At 43.1% G+C, this 19,740-nt stretch carries 17 protein-coding genes; 9 read left to right on the top strand and 8 right to left on the bottom strand.

Annotation, left to right across the window (positions count from 1 at the left end; translation table 11 throughout):
• Positions 1–130 precede the first annotated feature (130 nt).
• The 3 genes from cydC to trxB form a co-directional block, all read right to left on the bottom strand.
• The gene (cydC, locus tag F0228_RS18185) at positions 131–1,852 is read right to left on the bottom strand and encodes a cysteine/glutathione ABC transporter ATP-binding protein/permease CydC (RefSeq protein ID WP_171762587.1); all 1,722 of its coding nucleotides are present in this window, start codon (positions 1,850–1,852) and stop codon (positions 131–133) included.
• Positions 1,845–3,629, bottom strand: coding sequence for a cysteine/glutathione ABC transporter permease/ATP-binding protein CydD (gene cydD, locus F0228_RS18180; RefSeq protein WP_061032762.1), 1,785 nt, complete (start codon positions 3,627–3,629; stop codon positions 1,845–1,847). The genes cydC and cydD overlap by 8 nt, the downstream gene beginning before the upstream one ends.
• A gap of 161 nt (positions 3,630–3,790) precedes the next feature.
• Positions 3,791–4,750: a thioredoxin-disulfide reductase gene (gene trxB / locus F0228_RS18175; protein ID WP_008223323.1), complete on the bottom strand. Its 960-nt coding sequence runs from the start codon at positions 4,748–4,750 to the stop codon at positions 3,791–3,793.
• Positions 4,751–4,964: 214 nt separating this feature from the next.
• On the opposite strand from trxB, the gene F0228_RS18170 reads away from it, so the two are divergent.
• The gene (locus F0228_RS18170; RefSeq protein WP_216619367.1) at positions 4,965–5,390 is read left to right on the top strand and encodes an SRPBCC family protein; all 426 of its coding nucleotides are present in this window, start codon (positions 4,965–4,967) and stop codon (positions 5,388–5,390) included.
• A 528-nt stretch (positions 5,391–5,918) separates the two neighbouring features.
• On the opposite strand, the gene F0228_RS18160 is transcribed toward F0228_RS18170, so the two are convergent.
• Positions 5,919–6,827, bottom strand: coding sequence for a hypothetical protein (locus F0228_RS18160; RefSeq protein ID WP_133152881.1), 909 nt, complete (start codon positions 6,825–6,827; stop codon positions 5,919–5,921).
• Positions 6,828–7,213: 386 nt separating this feature from the next.
• Between F0228_RS18160 and F0228_RS18155 the strand changes: the two genes are divergently transcribed.
• On the top strand, positions 7,214–8,641 hold the full coding sequence (locus F0228_RS18155) for an AAA family ATPase (RefSeq protein WP_116871902.1): 1,428 nt from the start codon (positions 7,214–7,216) through the stop codon (positions 8,639–8,641).
• Positions 8,638–9,267 carry a hypothetical protein gene (locus tag F0228_RS18150; RefSeq protein ID WP_102492434.1) on the top strand — a complete coding sequence of 210 codons (630 nt, stop codon included), beginning with the start codon at positions 8,638–8,640 and terminating at the stop codon, positions 9,265–9,267. The genes F0228_RS18155 and F0228_RS18150 overlap by 4 nt, the downstream gene beginning before the upstream one ends.
• 334 nt (positions 9,268–9,601) lie before the next feature.
• Here F0228_RS18150 and F0228_RS18145 read toward each other — a convergent pair whose 3' ends face one another.
• Positions 9,602–9,889, bottom strand: a complete 288-nt coding sequence (locus F0228_RS18145) for a YciI family protein (protein WP_116871903.1) — start codon at positions 9,887–9,889, stop codon at positions 9,602–9,604.
• Between the two features lie 76 nt (positions 9,890–9,965).
• On the bottom strand, positions 9,966–10,310 hold the full coding sequence (locus F0228_RS18140) for a helix-turn-helix domain-containing protein (protein ID WP_171762586.1): 345 nt from the start codon (positions 10,308–10,310) through the stop codon (positions 9,966–9,968).
• Between the two features lie 883 nt (positions 10,311–11,193).
• On the opposite strand from F0228_RS18140, the gene F0228_RS18135 reads away from it, so the two are divergent.
• A complete protein-coding gene (locus F0228_RS18135; RefSeq protein WP_102320493.1) occupies positions 11,194–11,850 on the top strand; it encodes a 2OG-Fe dioxygenase family protein in 657 nt (218 codons plus the stop codon).
• On the top strand, positions 11,834–13,069 hold the full coding sequence (locus tag F0228_RS18130) for a cysteine desulfurase-like protein (protein ID WP_171762585.1): 1,236 nt from the start codon (positions 11,834–11,836) through the stop codon (positions 13,067–13,069). Before F0228_RS18135 ends, F0228_RS18130 begins: the two co-directional genes overlap by 17 nt.
• 154 nt (positions 13,070–13,223) lie before the next feature.
• On the opposite strand, the gene F0228_RS18125 is transcribed toward F0228_RS18130, so the two are convergent.
• Complete coding sequence (locus tag F0228_RS18125; RefSeq protein WP_061032757.1) at positions 13,224–13,895, bottom strand: type 1 glutamine amidotransferase domain-containing protein; 672 nt, start codon at positions 13,893–13,895, stop codon at positions 13,224–13,226.
• A 207-nt stretch (positions 13,896–14,102) separates the two neighbouring features.
• Between F0228_RS18125 and F0228_RS18120 the strand changes: the two genes are divergently transcribed.
• A complete protein-coding gene (locus F0228_RS18120; RefSeq protein WP_061032756.1) occupies positions 14,103–14,987 on the top strand; it encodes a LysR family transcriptional regulator in 885 nt (294 codons plus the stop codon).
• Positions 14,988–15,292: 305 nt separating this feature from the next.
• Complete coding sequence (locus F0228_RS18115; RefSeq protein ID WP_171762584.1) at positions 15,293–16,543, top strand: sensor domain-containing diguanylate cyclase; 1,251 nt, start codon at positions 15,293–15,295, stop codon at positions 16,541–16,543.
• A gap of 109 nt (positions 16,544–16,652) precedes the next feature.
• On the opposite strand, the gene F0228_RS18110 is transcribed toward F0228_RS18115, so the two are convergent.
• Positions 16,653–17,477 (bottom strand): DUF2797 domain-containing protein, encoded by an 825-nt coding sequence (locus tag F0228_RS18110; RefSeq protein WP_004738492.1) that lies wholly within the window; start codon positions 17,475–17,477, stop codon positions 16,653–16,655.
• A gap of 302 nt (positions 17,478–17,779) precedes the next feature.
• Here F0228_RS18110 and F0228_RS18105 point away from each other — a divergent pair, with 302 nt between their 5' ends.
• Both F0228_RS18105 and F0228_RS18100 read left to right on the top strand, forming a co-directional pair.
• Positions 17,780–19,075 (top strand): GGDEF domain-containing protein, encoded by a 1,296-nt coding sequence (locus tag F0228_RS18105; protein ID WP_171762583.1) that lies wholly within the window; start codon positions 17,780–17,782, stop codon positions 19,073–19,075.
• 124 nt (positions 19,076–19,199) lie between these two features.
• Positions 19,200–19,550, top strand: coding sequence for a GlpM family protein (locus F0228_RS18100; RefSeq protein WP_105057310.1), 351 nt, complete (start codon positions 19,200–19,202; stop codon positions 19,548–19,550).
• The last annotated feature ends 190 nt before the right edge of the window (positions 19,551–19,740 follow it).

Below are 19,740 nucleotides of genomic sequence, written 5' to 3'. Positions count from 1 at the left end.
AAGGCCTGACTCCGATAGAATATCGAACTCAGGCCTTGAAAGCCGCTTAACAGAAATGTCCAACTTTACGGGGTCACTTCAGTGATAGGTATCTCTCGGGCTTTGGATGTTTTTGTCATCGATGACGCGATTAGATTGCCTGACGAAGTTGGAAATAGCGTCCTTGTTCGTTCAACAGTGTCTCATGAGAGCCATGCTCTACAATCTCGCCTTGTTCAATCAGAACGATAGAATCCATTGCTTCCAGACCAATCAAACGGTGCGTAATGAAGATAACAGTCTTACCCTCAAAATGCTTCTCAAACAGTGCCATGATACTCTGCTCAGTTTGCTTATCTAGGCCTTCTGTAGGCTCATCGAGAAGCAGGATAGGGGCATCATGAAGAATGGCACGTGCAATACCAACACGGCGCTTCTCACCACCAGATAGTTGACGACCACCGTCACCTAACCAGCTATCAAGACCATCGTTCTCCAGCAGCTTTTCTAGGCCAACGTCTTTAAGGATGTTGGCTAGGTGCTCATCGTTGGCATCTGGTTTCGCAATCAACAAGTTGTCGCGTAGGCTGCCATTCAAGATGTCGACACGCTGGCTTACCACACTGATCGATTCACGCAGTTGTGACTCGTTCCATTGTGTCAGTTCAATACCCGCGATAGAGATATAACCTTTCTTAGGATCCCAGTAGCGAGTTAGGAGCTGAATCAGTGTCGACTTACCCGAACCCGTTTGGCCCACAATCGCTACTTTGTTCGTTGCCGGGATCGTTAGGTCGACAGCGTACAGAACACTGCGCTCAGAGTCAGGGTAGTTGAACGTCACGTTTGAGAACGTAATATCAAGCGGCTTGTTGATGTCGAGTTTCTCTTCAGCGAACTGAACTTCAGGTTCTGAAAGAATGACTTCATTCAAGCGACGTGCAGAAGACAGAGTTTGACCTAAATGCTGGAACGCGCCTGCGATTGGCATCAATAGTTCAAAACTTGCCATGGTTGCGAACGCCATAAGCGCGATGAACGGATCTGGAGCATTACCACCTACGCCGTCAGCCGCTAGCCAAAGCATAAGAACCAGTGTCAAACCGTTGAACAGCATGAGCGCTGCTGAAGCCATGCCGGTTAGGTTAGCGTTCACAAACTGGTTCGCCATCAGCTTCTGTTGGGTTTCTAGAATCGCATTGCGGTAGCGTTCTTCTGCACCAAATAGAGTTAGTTCGCTATAGCCTTCAATCCAATCCAGAGTGGTAACACGAAGATCCGCTTTGTTTTGCGTAAGCTCGCCACCGTTACGTTTACCCAGCTTGTAGAACAAGACAGGCCAAATCAACAGCATGATAAGCAGGATAGAACCTAAGATCAGACCTAGTGAAGTATCAAACCACATCAAGAACAGAGTCAGGAAGAAGATACCAAACACACCAACCGTCACCGGGCTTACTAAGCGTAAGTAAACATGGTCCATTGCGTCGACATCAGCAACCAAGCGGTTGAGTAGGTCAGCGTCACGTAGGTTTGAGATTCGACCTGGGATCAGCGGAGCCAGCTTTTTAAAAAAGAAGATACGCAGATCAGTCAGAAGTTTGAATGTCGCATTGTGGCTCACAACACGTTCACCCCAACGACCCGCGGTACGGCTCATTGCCAAACCACGAACACCACCGCCTGGCAGCATGTAGTTAAAGGTTTCACGTGCAATCGTCAGGCCTGCAACCGCAGAAGCTGAAATGAACCAACCCGATAGCGTTAGCAAGCCAATAGAAGCCGACAGAGTAGCAAAAGCCAATAGCATGCCTAGCGATAGGCCAAACCAATGCTTTTTATAGAGTTTCAGGTAAGGCAGTAAATCACGCATCTAAATTACCCTTATTGTCTTGTTGAGCTAAGTTCGCGTTTAGCATCTCTTCAAATAAACCACCCGCAGTTGAAAGCTGAGAGTAATGACCTTGTTCCACAAGACCACCATCGCGCATAACCATAATGTTATCGACCGATTGAAGAGGAGCCAGTTGGTGCGTCACAAGCAGGGCAGTGCGACTTTCGATGTTGCTGTTGATGCCTTTCATTACTAGCTGCTCACTACGAGTATCTAGGCTGGCAGTAGGTTCATCAAGCAACCAGAATTGACCGTCTTGGATCATTGCACGAGCCAATGCCAAACGTTGAGATTGACCAACAGACAGGCCGCCAGAACGATCAGAAATCATGTAGTCCAAGCCGTGCTCATTAACGAACTCACTAGCGAAAGATTGGTCTAGTGCGTTTTGAACCGTTTGGTCTGTAATATCTTGCTTACCTAGAGTGACGTTGTCACGAATGCTGCCGTGAAGCAACAGTGGGTTTTGACCAACCCAGCTGATCGTCTTACGCCAAGATGCCAAGTCTAAATCACGCAATTCAATACCATTGATTTTCAAGCTTCCTTCATAAGGCATGAAACCAAGAATGGCATTAATCAAACTTGTCTTACCCGCACCACTTGGACCAACTAATGCCGTTGATTGGCGAGTATTCAGTGCGAACGAGATAGGGCCAACCAGTTGAACACCTTCAGGGCTCAATACTTTAAGGTCTTGAGCTTCAATATTGATGCCTTGAGCTGGGTCCAGTTGAGTGTCACCTGATTTAACCTTAGTGATGTCGGTTTCTAGGAACTCAACAATACTCTCGGCTGCGCCCACCGCTTGTTGCTTCGCGTGGTAGAAAGTACCCAAGTCACGCAGAGGTTGGTAAAACTCTGGCGCCAAGATAAGGATAAACAGACCAGCGAATAGCGTAATGCCAACACCGTAGTGACCGAAGTTAAGCTCACCGATGTAAGTGAAACCAAAGTAAACCGCCGTCATCGCAATCGAGATAGACGTGAAGAACTCAAGCACTGCAGACGACAAGAAAGCGATTTTCAATACATCCATAGTGCGCGTTCTGAACACTTCAGATGCACCTTTCAATACTTCTGTTTCAGAGCTAGTACGGTCGAAAAGACGAATGGTTGTCATTGACTGCAAACGGTCGTAAAAGTGACCTGAAAGACGCTGAAGCGCTTTGAAGTTCTTACGGTTTGCGTCTGCGGCTTTCATGCCCACTAATGCCATGAACATCGGTACCAGTGGCGCAGTCAGCAAGAAGATAAGGCCGGCAGCCCAGTTTACTGGGAATACTACAACCAAAATAATGAATGGAATCAGTACCGACAAAGACATCTGGGGCAAGTAACGTGAGAAGAAGTCTTGCATGTCTTCAACTTGCTCTAGCAACAGCGTTGCCCACGTACCGGCAGGCTTACCTTTGATGTAAGCAGGGCCCAGTTCGCGTAGCTTGTCTAAAATGAGCTGTCTAATGTAGACACGGATCTGTTCACCACAGCGATAACCTGCGATTTCACGACCCCATGTACAGCCCGCACGGCCAACGACCGATAATGCCAAGCCAGCAAAATGACCAACCAGTTCAGATTTATCGACATTCTCGATGATCAGCTGGTGAAGAATAGAGGCGAGAAGCGCTGCTTGAGCAATTAAAAACACACTTGAAAGTACGCCAAGGCTAATCGCAATCATAAGCCAGCGTTTTGCTAACTTACTTTGTTGCTTAAGCCACTTATTCAAGCTGCGTTGTTTTTTCTTATCCATTATGAAGGCTTAATGATAATTATTATTCGTTGAGGGCGGCTAGTATACAAAAGAAAGCCCAGTGGATATACCACTGGGCTTTAGGGATTTACAACAAAATGTGATGACGCCCTGCATCTACTAAGGCGAGAGCGTCGATAATCAAATCTGCAATCTCAGATTTACTTATCGTTAAGGCCATCTAGGAAGCGTTCAGCATCCAGAGCAGCCATACAACCTGTACCAGCAGAAGTGATCGCTTGGCGGTAGTTGTGGTCCATAACATCGCCTGCAGCGAACACGCCTGGGATGCTGGTTTGTGTCGCGTTACCTTCAAGACCAGACTGAACGATGATGTAGTCATCTTTCATATCTACTTGGCCTTTGAAGATTTCAGTGTTCGGCTGGTGACCGATAGCGATGAACGCGCCCATTACGTCGATATCTTCTGTCTTGTCAGACTGAGTATCTTTAATGCGAACGCCTGTTACGCCCATATCGTCGCCAAGCACTTCGTCTAGCGTGCGGTCAGTGTGAAGCACAATGTTGCCGTTCTCTACTTTGTCCATTAAACGCTTAACCAGAATCTTTTCAGCGCGGAACGTGTCACGACGGTGAATCAGGTGAACTTCAGACGCGATGTTAGATAGGTAAAGTGCTTCTTCAACCGCAGTGTTACCACCACCAACAACCGCTACTTTCTGGTTGCGGTAGAAGAAACCATCACACGTTGCACAAGCAGAAACGCCGCGGCCTTTGAATGCTTCTTCAGACTCTAAACCTAGGTACTTAGCTGATGCACCTGTTGAGATGATCAATGCATCACACGTGTACTCACCAGAATCGCCTTTAAGACGGAAAGGGCGGTTTGATAGGTCGACTTCGTTAATGTGGTCGAACAGGATCTCTGTTTCAAAGCGCTCTGCGTGCTCTTTCATGCGATCCATCAGTGCTGGGCCTGTTAAACCTTCAGCATCACCCGGCCAGTTTTCCACTTCTGTTGTGGTTGTAAGCTGACCACCTTGCTGCATACCAGTAACCAGAACTGGGTTTAGGTTTGCACGAGCAGCGTAAACTGCAGCTGTATAGCCAGCAGGGCCAGAACCAAGAATCAATAAATTACAGTGCTTTACGTCGCTCATGAGGACTCCGAAATTGAATTTGTTTTAATTTATAATCGCTTAGGATTGTATGGAAAATATGGAGGCAATAAAAGGTTAAACAAGGGCTGAAGTGTAATTAATCGTTATAGTTTAGAACTTAATCGAGACAAACGTTTTCGTGGCTAAAGCGATGTTGCAAATGTACCCATTATGAATTATTGTAAACTAGTTTACTAAATTGCAATCAACTAGGATGAGAAAAGTGATTTTTGAAGAACGTATTTGTATTGAAGCATCACCTCAAGACATATATTCGCTATATGTCGATGTAGAAAACTGGAATCAATGGGATAAAGAAGTGGTCTACTCTCGTCTACTGGGGGCATTCGAGGTTGGTGTGAAAGGTGTTATAAAGCCGACCAATGGACCTAAATCAAAGATAGTCATTACGGATGCTACACCAAATAAGAGCTTTACTGTCATGAGCAAACTGCCATTCTGCCTTCTATCATTTGAGCACCAGTTACAGGCTAAAGGAGAAATAACGGAGGTAACTCATAGAATTAAGTTTTCGGGGTTAACCAGTTTTTTGTTTGGGAAAGTCGTGGGTAAGAAAATTTATGATGGACTACCGTCTACCCTTGAAGGATTAAAAAAAAGGGCAGAGAACAATGTTTAAGCATGAGCTCCCATCGGACAGCGTAGGGCTACAGCTCTGGGTCGCTTACAATAAATGGCATTCAGAGGTAATGAAACTCCTTAAGCCGCTAAACATCAACCATACTCAGTTCGTTATACTCGCTTCGATACTATGGTGTAACAAGAACAAAAGCGAAACCACGCAAACAGAAGTAGTCAATATTACAGGCTTGGATAAGATGACATTATCAAAGTCGATGAAGGCGCTGGTTGCGAATGATCTTATCACTAAAGATAAAGGTGTTAGAGACTCACGAAGCTATTCTCTGAGACTCACGAAAACTGGGGAAGCTCTAACAATAAACGCAATAGCGCAGGTGGAAGAGTTAGACCAACTATATTTCGAAAGCTTAAAGGGCGAAAGAGGACTATTTATTTCCCTGTTAGCAGGCCTTAAGAGCCCTTGAATTAAAACTCACTATTGGACAATTCCTTGTCAGTGGCTTTCCTAAATTAGCATCTCACGGATAATTTCAGGTATTGCAAACCTTCAATCAAGTGGCCAAATTCACTCAGCCACTACAGACTTACTTTCTAACCTTTTTCGCATATGTGGGCTTTTCATATCGACAATCCAATTCAATATAGGTGTAGGGTCTTTAGTAACTGGGTATGCTGCATCACCCTCGATCCAAGGCCACACTAAAAGAGCTTTATACTGAGCAGTCGTTGATATTGTATTGTTATTTTGAAAGTACGTAATGATCTCTTCAGGAGCTTTTATACATTCAAGAACATCAGCTTTAAAGTAATCGTACATAAAATCGGTACTTTCTATAGATTTTTGATGAATTATCGAGTTTCTAAGTTTCTCTAGATTCTTAAATTTGGTGAAAAGCCTTTGCGGAAGCTGTTTACAGCTATAGATTTCAGGTAATAGAGATTTAAATTTATCGCTCAAACTGAGCCAACGTTCTATACCTTCCTTATTATAAGATTCTTGAATTCCTTGTTTTGGTTTGTCTTTATAATGTACAAATTCAGAAGGAATACTGATGTTTGCGAATGCTTCAAGTGCGGTATAACCAAATACTATAGCGGTTTGAACTAGCTCTATGTAATCCGATATAAGAGTACAGTTTTCCCATAACTTTTCAGATCTAAGCTCACCCTCATCATAGCTTTTAGATATCGTGTCTTTATGCATTTTTTCTGCACGTTGAAGTGCTTTTTTACTGTTCGAAAGTAGTAGCGAAATATTGTTTGGAACAAAGTAACTAATAGATTTATTTTTGTTCAACTTAACGCTATCAACCTCTTGGAATGCAACGTTCATCTGGTAAGTTGGATTTGGGTGTTCTCTAGAATCAATACAAAAAGGTTTAAGGGCACGAATGTCATAGTAGCCATATTTAGTAACGTCTGTACCTACGACCATCATAGAGCGAACTCCGTTTTTCTCAGATTTTTTAGCCAACTTTTAACCTCAACAGAAAGTCCAAATTAGAATCATGATATCAAAACTCTGCATACTCAATAAGTAGATATACAACAATACGGAAAGAGTTTTATAAAGTTGTGGGATAGAAAATGCCACGGATAAAAATTCAACCTATGGCGATTTTGGACAAAAGTTTGTCAGTGCCTTTACTAAAAGTAATAACTAAAAGTAATAACTAAAAGTATGGAAAAGTCGCTAAGCTCTGTGTCATGTCTACCTGGAACAGATCAATAGCTGGCTATGCACGTAAATTAACAACGGTTCGTCTTACACTTGTAGGGACAACACACTATCTGTGTATAGATAATTGATACCCCTATATGTACAATATACTATTAAAAACATAGTGTTGAGAGTGGAACGTGGGTTTTCGAGTAAATAAAATTAGTGGACATACCCTCTGGGAGGAAAAGTGTGATGACAGTAATGCTGTAACCGTCATTATTGGAAACAACGGATGCGGAAAAACAGAGCTGCTTAAAGACATCTGCAATTACTATCAATTAATTTATGCAGAAGCACTCGCAAGTAAAAATCATCATGTATATTCAGCCCTTCATTACGTAAAGGAAAACTTATCCCAGTGGCCTTTGATAGGACAAGAATTCAATCACCCGATTCCAAGAAAACTCATCGCTGCATCCACAAGTCAATTTGAGAAATTTCAAGATAGCTGGCAAAACAAACTAGATATTATACCCAGTGGTTTTTACTCATATGTTGGGTCTAAACCTTACCTGCCTACATTATCTCCCTCTGTTCGTATTGCTTCAAAAGCTATACAACAATTGCTAGAAACTAATGAACACATAGAGACAAGGAAGCAAGAGGCGCTCACCAGATTTTTAGCAATGTTCAACTTTAGTAATAACTTAGCTTTACAGTTTAATCTAACTTTATCCAGTGAAGAACTAGAAAAAATAGGTAAAAATGGGTCACATATTGACTTTAAGTTGAAACCAGAATCCCAGCTAATATTACAGCAAGCTCTAAAAGAATATGAAACTGCTGAGTTAATAGAAATGCTACAGACTTGCCGGATTATGTCTGAATATCCATCATTTGTTTTAAGGATTCTCAGAAATTCTTTTGCTTTGACACATGTAACTCCTGGGGAAAATTATAAGTTTTCTAAACGCGCCATAGCAAAACTTTTACGGTCAGGGCTCGTTTCTTTAAAAAGTATTCAAACAGTCAATGAGAGAGAAGCTCAAGAACAAGAAGGTGAACTTAATTTAGAAAATTCAGTAGTCACTTGTTTATCGAGACGGAGTTCTGGTGAACAATGTCTATTCCTTCTTTTTATGGGAATCATATCTTCCATTGAAGACAATGCTTTAATTTGTATCGATGAACCCGAAATTAGTCTTCATCCTCAGTGGCAAGAGAAGTTTGTAGACATCCTCAATGACTCATTTTCTAGTTATAAAGGATGTCATTTCCTCATTGCCACGCATTCACCTTTGATTGTGTCAGACATCTCCGCTTCAAATTGTTGCGTGTACGATATGGTCAATCAAAAGTTAATTAATGCTTATCCTCATAAAGAACGCTCAGCAGATTATCAACTGGCCACATTGTTCCACAATCCAGGTAAAAATAATGAATATTTGATTACTCAAATTATTGAGGTCTTGGATGTTGTCTGTAAGGAAGCTAGTCCTCCCGAGGAAACATTAGCAACCGCTAACTGGCTATTGAGCTTTGAATCTAAATTGGATGAACACGACAAAGTCAGGGTATTACTGGGGATCATGCGTTCGACTTTATTAGCAGGGGGCTACCTATGACACCTTTTGTCCTTAGCGAAGATGACAAGGCAATAGTCGCATTAGTACTCAACAAAAGTGTATCCCCAGATAAAAAGTGGATGGATCCTGACGTAAAACAACTCAAAGACAGAATGAAAAAGCATTATATTGAACAACAGGAGTTTTGCTGTGCTTATTGTAAGGTTCACAAGCCTTCCAAGCATGGGGGCGACTGGGATTTAGAACATATAATGCACAAAAATGATTTTGATAAATGGATGTTTCACCCAGAGAACCTCTGTGTCTCATGTAAAGAATGTAATGGATTTAAAGGACAATCGTTAATAACCAAGTCAGATCGTTACATTAATTTTCCAACACGATCATCAAGTTACACTATTATCCATGCACACTATGATAGGTATGAAAATCACATAACGGCTCTTGTACCAGGTATCACTTACCGACATAAGGGGGATAAACACGGAAAAGGATGGAAAACCATCGAAGTCTGTGGATTATTGCGCTACCACGAGGAAGGAGGTCGAGCGAAGGTTGATCCAATACTCCAAGCAGTATTACTTATGACTGCTAATGACCCCTCAAAACAAAACCGCGAACTGGCAATCCAATTATTACAAACCAATGCTAGGGCACTAACTTAGTTTAAGTTACACACTTAGATGATTATCTCTGATAGTTTGCCCGCATTAGAAAATCAAGTCTATTGAAACTCCAGAGGTAAGACGGATGGAGTTTACTTTATCTATCACGAAAAGGGGCACTTTCGAGCTAGGAAGTGCCACGGGTAAAAATCAACCTGAGAAGCTTTTGGACAAAACCTTGATAGCAACTTTCCTAATTTAGCAAATCATTAATAACTACAGGTATGGAAAAAGCCGCCCTCTTAGACTCGTTTTTAGGGTGCATTTGCCACTGAGTTATGGCAACGTCGCAGTACCACAACTATCATTTTTTCGTATCAGATAATCGATAGCATTATTGAATTAAAGAAGAAAACTCAGTTGCAGCTTTTGTAGGCACAAATTCCGTTAATTCATAATCGGCAAGATTATGAATTTTAAATGGGTCATCGTTTAGAGTTTCTTCTAGTTCACTACGGTTTCTAGCTTTTGCGAGAATGATTCCTCCACTTCGTGGAACTTTTCTTCCAGAAGCAATAAAAACGCCTCTCTCATAGTTCCTATCTAAGTACTCAATATGAGCGTCAAGGTACTTATCTATCTGAGACATTTCACTAATGTACGTTATTGACACGATAAACATAATTTTTCCTTTTTTCGTTTGTTAACTCTGATCACAGTGATGACTGTGTTCGCCTCAAGAATCGTATGGATAAGCTTTATTTCTCTATATCATTAAGTGATTCAACCCACTGCTCCGCGAGACTTTTTAAGGGATAAATTGATGAAATTATCTCCTGACCTAATTCGGTTGGTTGATAGCCTAATTCGCCTTTTTCAATTAGCTTTGCCTGTCTTAATTCTTTAATTCTTGAATTTAAAACAGCAGGAGAAATAGACTCACAACGGTTCTGTAACTCACGAAATGTACAAGCTCCACCTGAACACAGCTGCCATAGAACCCCCATAGCCCAGCGTCTTCCAAGCAGATCAAATAATGCCATGATTGGATTGCCTGTTACCGAACCACGAACTGGTTTGCCAGGATAAGGGATTTTTTCCATTTTGATTTTTCCGCTATTAAATTCATAGCGGACTATAATCTAAAACACACAGTCATGCTATGTTTTTAATAGCGGAGTGGGTGAGTTTTCTCTGGACAATTAGAAAGCAATCAGAATTTTAGACATATCAATTCTGAAAAAGATATTACTTATTCTTATGGCTGGAACGCATCAACTCAACAAGGAAAGGGGCATAAATGTGTGAAGGAAGAGCAACTCACGCTTGTAAACATGTGCCACTTTTCTTGAAGCTACACTCCTTTCCGTAGTGGATTTTCAACGCTTCATACTCTTGCTTCCAAATTTCCCCGCGATACTTTCTAGACAAAAAGAACAATCAACTCGCTCTCTTAAAAGAAATGATCCATTTGGGGCGGCCGAGTTCCCCCCGAACTCGACCTGTTCCAGACGCGCAAGCAAAGGCGTGTGGATTCTGGCGTACTCATAAATTAACCAATTCCAGTTTGTTGTGTAAATAATCAATAGCTTGGCAACTGATAGGTTGGTCGTATTTCGATGTGCAAAAACATACAAATAAGTATGCCGAAGTAGGGGGATGAGCCTAGATGCTGCGGCTGACGTATTAGTGGGTAATTGCTGACAAAATAATAAACACAGCGCGCTAGTTAATAATATCGTTAAATTTGATTTTATAGGTGTTTATAACTAGCTAGTGAAGTGTGCTAGTTTTAAGAGTTGGTTATCTTTTATTCTGGTGTTATGCACTGCTTTTTATTTTAAACTTGGTTTTACAATCTGAATTATTAATTCTGACGGGATAAATGATTGTTTATTGTTGATTTGGCAAGATCTTCAAGTATCCTTTTATGTAAACAAAACGTTAAATGTCGAAAGTAAATTAACAATCATTAAGGAGTCGATGATGTTACACGCTCACGAAAACACCCTACATATTACCCATCTCAGTAACCACGCGGTTAAGGAGCTGTCACCTTCTTTCTCTAAGCTACCTAGCACAGAGCACGCAGACGGGCAGTACCGATTGAGAAGGTACTCTGTGGTTGAATTCAGTAATGGACAAGTCGTTGAGCTAGACAAACATAACTTCGTTCAGTCTGAAGACATCAATCACTTTCAAGGTGATGTTGTTCGTCAATTCGAGCCAATTGAAGCACCAATCCTGAGCAGCGAAGGCATGCAAGAGATGTGTGAACTGTTTATTGAAACCAATGGGCTTGAAGACGGACAAGAAATCGAAATCCACCAGATTCGTATCGCTGCCATTTTTGAAGAGACACAGGTTGCGCCTGAAGGCGTGCACCAAGATGGCTTCGACCACATCGCGTTAATTGGCGTGAATCGTCACAACATTGTTGGTGGCGAAATCATGCTGTACCAAGATTCTCATGAAGCACCGTTCTTTAGAAAAGTGCTTGAAGACGGCGAAGTCGCAATGCTTGCAGACAGTAAGCTATGGCACAACGCGCAGCCAATTCGCACCATAGACCATGACGAGATGGGTTACATGGATGTGTTTGTTCTAACGGCTAAGGATGCACGCAATGTCCTTCACTCTTAATGATGTGCGCCAGCAGTTTAGCGCGCTAGGCCAATACCATAACGGTAAGCCGGTTACCTTTTTTGATGGCCCGGGTGGTTCTCAGGTTCCTGAGAATGTTTTAGCATCCATGACGGAATACCTTGGTCACTTTAATTCCAACTTGGGCGGTCACTACTTTTCGAGCCAGAAGACGACAGGCTTGATGCAACAAGCGCGAGAGTCGGTGCAAGCGTTACTGAATGCTGAATCTTCTGGCAATGTTGTGTTTGGTGCCAACATGACTTCGCTGACATTTCAGCTTAGCCGAGCGATCAGCCGTGATTGGCAAGCTGGCGACGAAGTGATTGTTACTGCGCTAGACCACTACTCGAATGTATCGAGCTGGCAACAAGCAGCAGACGATAGAGGTGCGATTGTTCGTCAAGTTCGTGTTGACGAGTCGGATTGCAGCCTAGACATGGCACACTTTGAGTCGTTACTGAGCGAAAAAACCAAGCTGGTTGCCGTGACGTTTGCTTCAAATACCACGGGTTCAATTGTTGATGTGGAAAAAGTCATCGAGCTTGCACACCAACACGGTGCTCAGGTTTATGTTGATGCGGTTCACTACGCTCCTCATCACTTGATCGATGTTCAACAACTGAACTGTGATTTCTTAGCGTGTTCGGCTTACAAGTTTTTTGGCCCTCATGTTGGTATTGCTTACGTGGCGCCTCAATGGCTACATACGTTAAAGCCATATAAGGTTGAGCCTGCCACTAACATCGGGCCTGGCCGTTTTGAAACAGGAACACAGAGCTTTGAAGGCCTCGCGGGTGTGATTGCTGCGGTGGATTACTTGGCACAGTTTGGTGAGCCAACCGACTCATTGCGTTCTCGCTTAGAGCAAAGCTACGCGCTTTATAACAAGCATGAAAGCCAATTGAGCGAGTACTTCCTAAAACGCTTGGGCGATCTGGAAGGGGTAAAACTCTATGGTAAGGCGGAGTTTGATTCGAACCTAAGAACGCCAACATTCGCCATCACCTTTGATAATCACTCGCCAGAGTTCATCGCTAAGAAGCTGGGTGAACATAATATCTGTGTGTGGAACGGACACTTCTACGCATTAGGTTTGGTGAAGCAGTTGGGTATTGAAGAGCAGGGGGTAGTGCGTATTGGTTGTATGCATTACAACTCGATTGAAGAAATTGACCTACTGTTCAACGTGCTCGAGGGCATTGTTAGAAATAACTAAAAGCGGGTTACAGAATTAGAAAAGAGCATACTTCTCCCAAGAATATTGAGTCTGAAGTATGCTCTTTTTTTTAGCCTTATTTAGGGGACTCGTGTAGTTGAGTCAGTCAAGCTATAGATCCATTAAGTTATAGATCCATCAAGCTATTACTCGATTAAGAAAGGTGCTCAACAATTGCGACACCCACAGCGTGAGCGCTTGTCGGGTTTTGACCGGTTATTACTCGCTCATCAGCAATCACAAGCTCTTGCCAAGGCTGAACCTTGTTGAAACGTGCTGCACCACGAGCCAGCGACTCTTCCAGTAGGAATGGAATGTCGTTGATGGTACCAAAGTCGATCTCTTCTTCACGTGTAAAACCAGTCACTGATTTAGAGCTCAGAAGTGTTTCGCCATTGCTCAGCACGATAGGTAGTAGTGCTGCTGGGCCGTGACATACTGCCGCGACAACGCCACCGTCTTCATAGTGCTTGGCAGCGATGCTAGCGAATTGCTCATTAGAAGCTAAGTCTGAAAGCAGACCAAAACCACCTGGGTAAAAGATCGCATCATAGCTGTCTGCATTGATTTGGCTTACTGGAATCGTGTTGTTAATGCGGTTTTGGAAGTCATCATTCGCCAAGATTTCAGTATTAACCGTATCTCCTTCAATATCAGTTCCGTACAGCGGTGCTTTGCCACCATTGATAGAAGCGATGTCGTATTCGAACCCAGCAGCCAAGATCTCTTTCAGAGCGTGGGTAAGTTCTGGAGCGTAAGTACCGTTAGCTTGATCTGTCTCGCCAAGTGTCGCGTGGTTAGTCACTGGAATTAGTATTTTTTTCATGATTCGTCCCTTTGAGCTGCTGTTCTTCTAGTTAGATGTTGGCGCTTTTCTCTAAGCACTCGTGCTTGGTGTTAACCTGTGCACTGTTACTTAGCTATCGCCGTCTTGTTATATCTAATACTAGTTCCAAATTATTTAGGTGATAATATGCTTAAAAGGCAAAACATTGTTGCTATATAGCAAAGATAAAATGCGAGTAGATTAAGTATGGATAGCTTTGAAGGGATTAACGAATTCGTTGCGGTTGCCGAATGTCACGGTTTTTCTGCGGCCGCTAAGCAGTTAGGTTGCAGTACTAGCCATGTGAGTCGACAAGTTTCAAGGTTAGAAGAGCGTGTTGGGGTGGCTCTGCTTGCTCGTTCAACGCGCATGGTGAGCCTGACTGAATCTGGCCACACTTATTACCAACAGTGCAAAGACTTAGTAATTGGGCTGCAACAAGCCAATGAGCAAGTGACGTCTCAACAAACTCAGCTAAGCGGCACATTGCGTGTCAGTGCTGCGGGCGCATTTGCCGAGAATCATGTTGCGGCAGCGTTGATGGAGTTTGCAAAGTCTCATCCAGATCTAACCATTGAAATGAACTTCAACACCAAGATGGTGAACTTTATTGAAGACGGTATCGACTTCGCGATTCGTTACGGTCGGTTAGATGACTCAGGGCTGGTGGCAAGAAAGTTGGTTGATCGCCCAATGGCAGCGGCGGCGAGCAAAGCGTATATCGATCAATATGGCGCGCCCGCTCATCCGGAACAGTTAAAACAACACAGCTGTATTATTGCTAATAGTGACCAATGGCTGTTTGAGCAAAATGGAAAGCCATTGAATGCGGTAAGAGTGCATGGTCGTTGGAGAAGTAACAATTCAAGCGCGGTACTGAAAGCGTGTGAAGAGGGACTCGGCGTTGTGTACCTTCCTAGAAGCAGTTTTAATGGTGCCTTAAGTAATGGCAAACTGGTTCCAGTGCTAGAAGAGTATTGGGGCTCGGGTACAAGCAGTTGGATTGTGTATCAGAACCGACGCTTTCTGCCTCAACGAGCGCGGCTTGCGATAGACTTCTTAGTCGATTATTTCTCTGGCTGGGATGAGTAAAAAGTGCGATTGAAGTTCGTGGTGAGCAGCTTGTGTGCTTCAACTGATGTGAAAAATAAAAAATTGAATCATTACATAGCCATAGGTTATCTATTTCTGTTTTTTGGCGCGCGTAATCAGATTGAGAGACTTGTCTACTTTTACTAAGTCGTGCTAGCGATTGAATTGTAGAGAAGCGGTCAGCAGTACGATATACTACGGTTTGTATTAATGTCCCTAAGCGCGTAAGAGATTATATGGAAGCGTTGGCAGGGCGTGTTGTTATGCTCCATTTTATGAAGTGTAGCTAGATTGCGGAGTTGGCAATGTTTTCTATAAATTTCGAATCCACTTACGGTGTGATAATCATTCAAGATATGAATGTGGTTAGTGTCGATGCTAACTATGCTCGTATTTATGGTTACCAATCTCCCGAAGAATTATTGGCCAATATTGACAGCTTTCTGGATCTAATTCCCGAAGAGTTCCATGTTCTCGCCTATCAAAACTATCTTGAAACGGTTAGTGGTCAACGAGACCCACAAGTTCACACCTTTACCAATGTGGACCGCAACGGCAGAGAGTTTACGGTTTTTTCTATTGATCATGTCACAGAGTGGCAGGGAAGACCGGCGCTACAAGTGACCGTTATTGACCTTAGCCCAGCTATTCAGCTGCAGAATATTGTCCGCAAACAAGACCAAATGTATCGCGATATGATCATGCAATCGGGGCAGGGAATATTGGTACACCGAGATTTTAAACCTTTGATGGTTAACCAATCTTGGGTGAACTTACAAGGTGGCAAGTCGATAGAGCAGGTATTGCAGCTCGACTCTATTCTTGATTTGGTGCCAAAACAAAACGTAGAAAGTATTTATCAACGTTACCAGACTGTCATGTCGGGTGAGCCGTCGGGTACCAGTAATGTGGTTGAGAATATCGGCTTGGATGGTGTCCATCGATTTTTCAATATCTATGACAACGCAGTTATTTGGGAAGGTAAGCCAGCCATGCAGGTTGTGCTTGAAGATGTCACCCAGAAAGTAATGTTAGAAAAGCAGCTCGTGCATCAAGCGAATTACGATGAGATGACGGACTTACTCAATCGTCGAGCTATTTATGAGTGGTTTAGAGAACACATGACCTCTGACAATCACCTTGTGTGTATGCTGCTCGATATTGATGATTTTAAATCGATTAATGATACATACGGTCACATGGTCGGTGACGAGGTGATCTGTGCGTTGGCTAATATTACTAAGCGCAGTGTTGAGAGTGTGGGCGGTGTTGCGGGTCGCTGGGGTGGTGAAGAGTTCATCGTCTTCCTTCCAAATGCAACGTCAGAAATGTCACATGAAATCTCTGAACAAATTCGTCAACAGTTTAATCAAGCAGAGTTTAAAATCGATGAACAGACTCGATTCAATTCGAGCGTTAGTATTGGTATGAGTGATAGCCTTGCGTGTGAAGAGCGCATGACGATCGATGCCTTGGTTAATCTCACCGATCAATCACTCTATCGAGCTAAAGCCAATGGTAAAAACTGTGTGGATGGAGATATGGTCACGCTCTAGTCTTTTCTCTTTACTCTTTTAAAGCAGATCGTCCTATCTGAAATAAAAATGCCCTGAAGTAGAAGCCTCAGGGCATTTTTGTCTCTCACTTGTGATGGTGCTCTGCTGGTTAAGCAGATACCTCAACTTCGTAAGAACCAAATTTACGGATGTTAATCACGCCCGTATCTAGGATTAGGTATTGGCCTTTAATGCCTTGCAGCACACCAGATACCTCAGGGTTCTTATCAAAGTTATGAGAAACAATCTTCACTGGGTGCTGTTCTACTGGGTAGCTCAGTGAAGTGATGTTCTCACTCAACACTTCGATAGCATCGTCACCGAATTTTGCTTTGATCTCTTGGATCTTATCTTCAACCAGTGGAAGCAGCTCTTTTGCTTTCTCTACCAGTTCCATGTCGTCGCCATCGCCTTTCAGCAGCGTGCGCCAGTTGGTTTTATCGGCAATGTGTTTTGCCAATTCAACTTCGATCAGGCCAGAGATTTGGCGAGTTTTTACTTTAAGGATCGGTAGGCCTTGTGTTGCGCCTTGGTCAATCCAGCGAGTAGGGATCTGAGTGTGACGAGTGATACCTACTTTTAGACTTGATGTGTTCGATAGGTAAACGAAGTGATCAACCATGCAGTTTGCTTCGCCCCATTCAGGCTCACGACAGGTGCCTTCGTCGTAGTGGCAAGTCTCTGGCTTCATGATGCACATGTCGCAACTTGCTAGCTTTTTCATACACACAAAGCAGTGGCCTTGAGAGTAACTCTTCTTGGTTTTCTTGCCACAAGAGCAGCAAAAAATATTGCCAGTGTGGGTGAGGTTGATGGTTTTACCAATCAGAGGGTTTAGTTCTACAAACTCTTCGCCTACAGGCAAACGGTAGGTTACCGCGCCATCAAGGGAAGCACTCATCTTCTTGAGTGTTCCTTTCGCTAATAAAGACATGACATTACTCGTTGTATTTTGATTATTATTTCGCCGACTCGTTTGCGCTGTGAGCAGGCAGTACGGTTAGCGATGATTATGCGATGAGTATAACAAATAGCGCCTGTTTTTATACGCAATAATACTTGATTCTCGGCGTAAATAATTAGCATGAAATATAAGCATAAAAATATAGTATGACATTTTGTTCAGGCGTGATATAACGTTTTCTAGTAAATTTTTGGTATTAAGATCACTAATTTACGTCACTTATTTTATATCGTGAAATCCCAAAGATAGGGATATATGCCGGAAGCTTAGATGTGAAGTGGATCCATAAGATAGTCATCTTTTTAGTTATCGCGACGCTTGCCATAGTGCAGTACTACCGTGTTAGCGGAAATCGCGTGATAACGGCAATTACACCAGACAAATATGAGTTTATTGCAACCAGTGATCAGGTCGATAGAGGCGTGAGTACGTCTCAATTATCCTTCGCTAATGGGCAGTACATTCTTGATTGTGAACTGAAAGAGTCTGAGTACCCTTGGCCTTATTGTGGCTTGTCGATTCGTATTGACCCAGATATCACGGTTGGCCTCGACCTTTCCCAGTATCACACTTTTAGAGTCAACATCGATTACCACGCGGAAGCGGACTCTAGCGGCCGTTTACGAACCTACCTACGCAATTACAACCCTGCTTATTCGGTTCCGGATAATGAGTACACGCATAAGTACAATGGCATGGAGTTTTCGCCAGGTGTCGATGGCGGCGTGATTGAAATACCGATTAAAAACCTGCAAGTGATGACATGGTGGCTTGCAGATAATGACATCGCGCTAGAGCACTCTGCTCCCGAGTATTCCAACGTAAATATGGTGGAGTTCGCGACGGCATCAGGCGCAAAACTTGGGCATCATCGCATTGTTATTCGTAGTATCGAATTTGAGGGCTCTTACATCACCGGCGAGAGCTTGTTCTTAATCTTGCTGTTTGTTTGGGTTGGTACTGGCACCGTATTCTTAATTTCAGAGTTACACAGCTCGCGCAAACGTATGGTGATTGCCGAAAAAAGACATCATCATCTTAAGAACGTTAACCGAGCATTAAGAGAGCAAAACTTTGAGTTCTCGGAAATGGCGCATCGTGATGAATTGACCGGAATCCTTAACAGGCATGCGATTCGTGATTGGCTGAAGATGCAGTCACAACATGTCAAACAAGGGCACGGTAAATTAAGCATGCTCTATCTTGATATTGATTACTTCAAGAGTGTGAACGACAAATACGGCCATCAAATGGGTGACCATATTCTAAGAGAATTTAGTATGGTGGTCGGTAGTGCAATCAGCCCGACAGATAAATTGGTGAGATGGGGTGGTGAAGAGTTCATTGTTTTTTGCCCTGAGACTGATCTTGGCGAAGCACAAAGAAAAGCTGAGAAAATTCTCCTCTTAGTTAGCCAACACCTTTGGGTTCATGGTGACCCACTGACCTGCAGTATTGGTGTTGCTGAAATGAAGCAAGAGAGGGTGACAGAGACGATTGCTCGCGCTGACGAGGCGCTCTATCTAGCTAAACACTCAGGACGCAATCAGGTGATCTTGAGCCACTAATCTGCAAATTATTTTGATTATTTTATAAGCCACACGTGCATATGTGACGTGTGGCGTTTTTTGTGGGCGTTGTATGAGTTTACTCTCTAGAGTTTTTGTTGGTTTGTTTGGATAACGTATTGAAATGATCTCACTGTTCTTTAAATGTTTGCTTGGTGCTGCAGCGGTTTTGTTGATTGCACTGTTGTCGAAAAGTAAGAGTTTTTACATATCAGGGCTTGTACCTTTGTTTCCCACTTTTGCCTTGATTGCTCATTATATTGTCGGCACAGAGCAAACCATGGTAGAGCTGCGTACTACCGCACTGTTTGGCCTGTTTTCTCTGGTGCCATACGCGGCTTATTTAGGGGCTGTGTATGTGTTTAGCTATCGCTACAGCTTAGTGTCGACTCTGTCGCTGGCAACAGTGGTGTGGGTGCTGTGCGCCTCTATGTTGCTTATCGGCTGGACGCGTGTTGTACCAAGTGTGGCGTGATAAATGACTTTTAGAACGGGAATGAATACCTGATAGGGATGTAAATACCCAAACAAAAAAGGTGGCGAGGAGCCACCAAAAAGGGAAATCGTTTTATTATTCTTTTTAAATGCCCGCTTAGTGATAACCTCAAGTAAATGATGGCTTCACATTGAGTGGGCATTTTTATACTGGCTGAGCGGGGGAACTG

Source organism: Vibrio sp. 99K-1, assembly GCF_013114585.1.
Taxonomy (GTDB): domain Bacteria; phylum Pseudomonadota; class Gammaproteobacteria; order Enterobacterales; family Vibrionaceae; genus Vibrio; species Vibrio chagasii_B.
Note: the sequence above shows the minus strand (reverse complement) of the source record. Positions and strands in the feature narration are given on the sequence as shown.

Bases quoted from the DNA above. Each gene is read 5' to 3' on its own strand.
- cydC (WP_171762587.1), bottom strand. From the start codon at position 1,852: ATGCGTGATTTACTGCCTTACCTGAAACTCTATAAAAAGCATTGGTTT.
- cydD (WP_061032762.1), bottom strand. From the start codon at position 3,629: ATGGATAAGAAAAAACAACGCAGCTTGAATAAGTGGCTTAAGCAACAA.
- trxB (WP_008223323.1), bottom strand. From the start codon at position 4,750: ATGAGCGACGTAAAGCACTGTAATTTATTGATTCTTGGTTCTGGCCCT.
- F0228_RS18170 (WP_216619367.1), top strand. From the start codon at position 4,965: ATGAGAAAAGTGATTTTTGAAGAACGTATTTGTATTGAAGCATCACCT.
- F0228_RS18150 (WP_102492434.1), top strand. From the start codon at position 8,638: ATGACACCTTTTGTCCTTAGCGAAGATGACAAGGCAATAGTCGCATTA.
- F0228_RS18145 (WP_116871903.1), bottom strand. From the start codon at position 9,889: ATGTTTATCGTGTCAATAACGTACATTAGTGAAATGTCTCAGATAGAT.
- F0228_RS18140 (WP_171762586.1), bottom strand. From the start codon at position 10,310: ATGGAAAAAATCCCTTATCCTGGCAAACCAGTTCGTGGTTCGGTAACA.
- F0228_RS18135 (WP_102320493.1), top strand. From the start codon at position 11,194: ATGTTACACGCTCACGAAAACACCCTACATATTACCCATCTCAGTAAC.
- F0228_RS18130 (WP_171762585.1), top strand. From the start codon at position 11,834: ATGTCCTTCACTCTTAATGATGTGCGCCAGCAGTTTAGCGCGCTAGGC.
- F0228_RS18125 (WP_061032757.1), bottom strand. From the start codon at position 13,895: ATGAAAAAAATACTAATTCCAGTGACTAACCACGCGACACTTGGCGAG.
- F0228_RS18120 (WP_061032756.1), top strand. From the start codon at position 14,103: ATGGATAGCTTTGAAGGGATTAACGAATTCGTTGCGGTTGCCGAATGT.
- F0228_RS18115 (WP_171762584.1), top strand. From the start codon at position 15,293: ATGTTTTCTATAAATTTCGAATCCACTTACGGTGTGATAATCATTCAA.
- F0228_RS18110 (WP_004738492.1), bottom strand. From the start codon at position 17,477: ATGTCTTTATTAGCGAAAGGAACACTCAAGAAGATGAGTGCTTCCCTT.
- F0228_RS18100 (WP_105057310.1), top strand. From the start codon at position 19,200: ATGATCTCACTGTTCTTTAAATGTTTGCTTGGTGCTGCAGCGGTTTTG.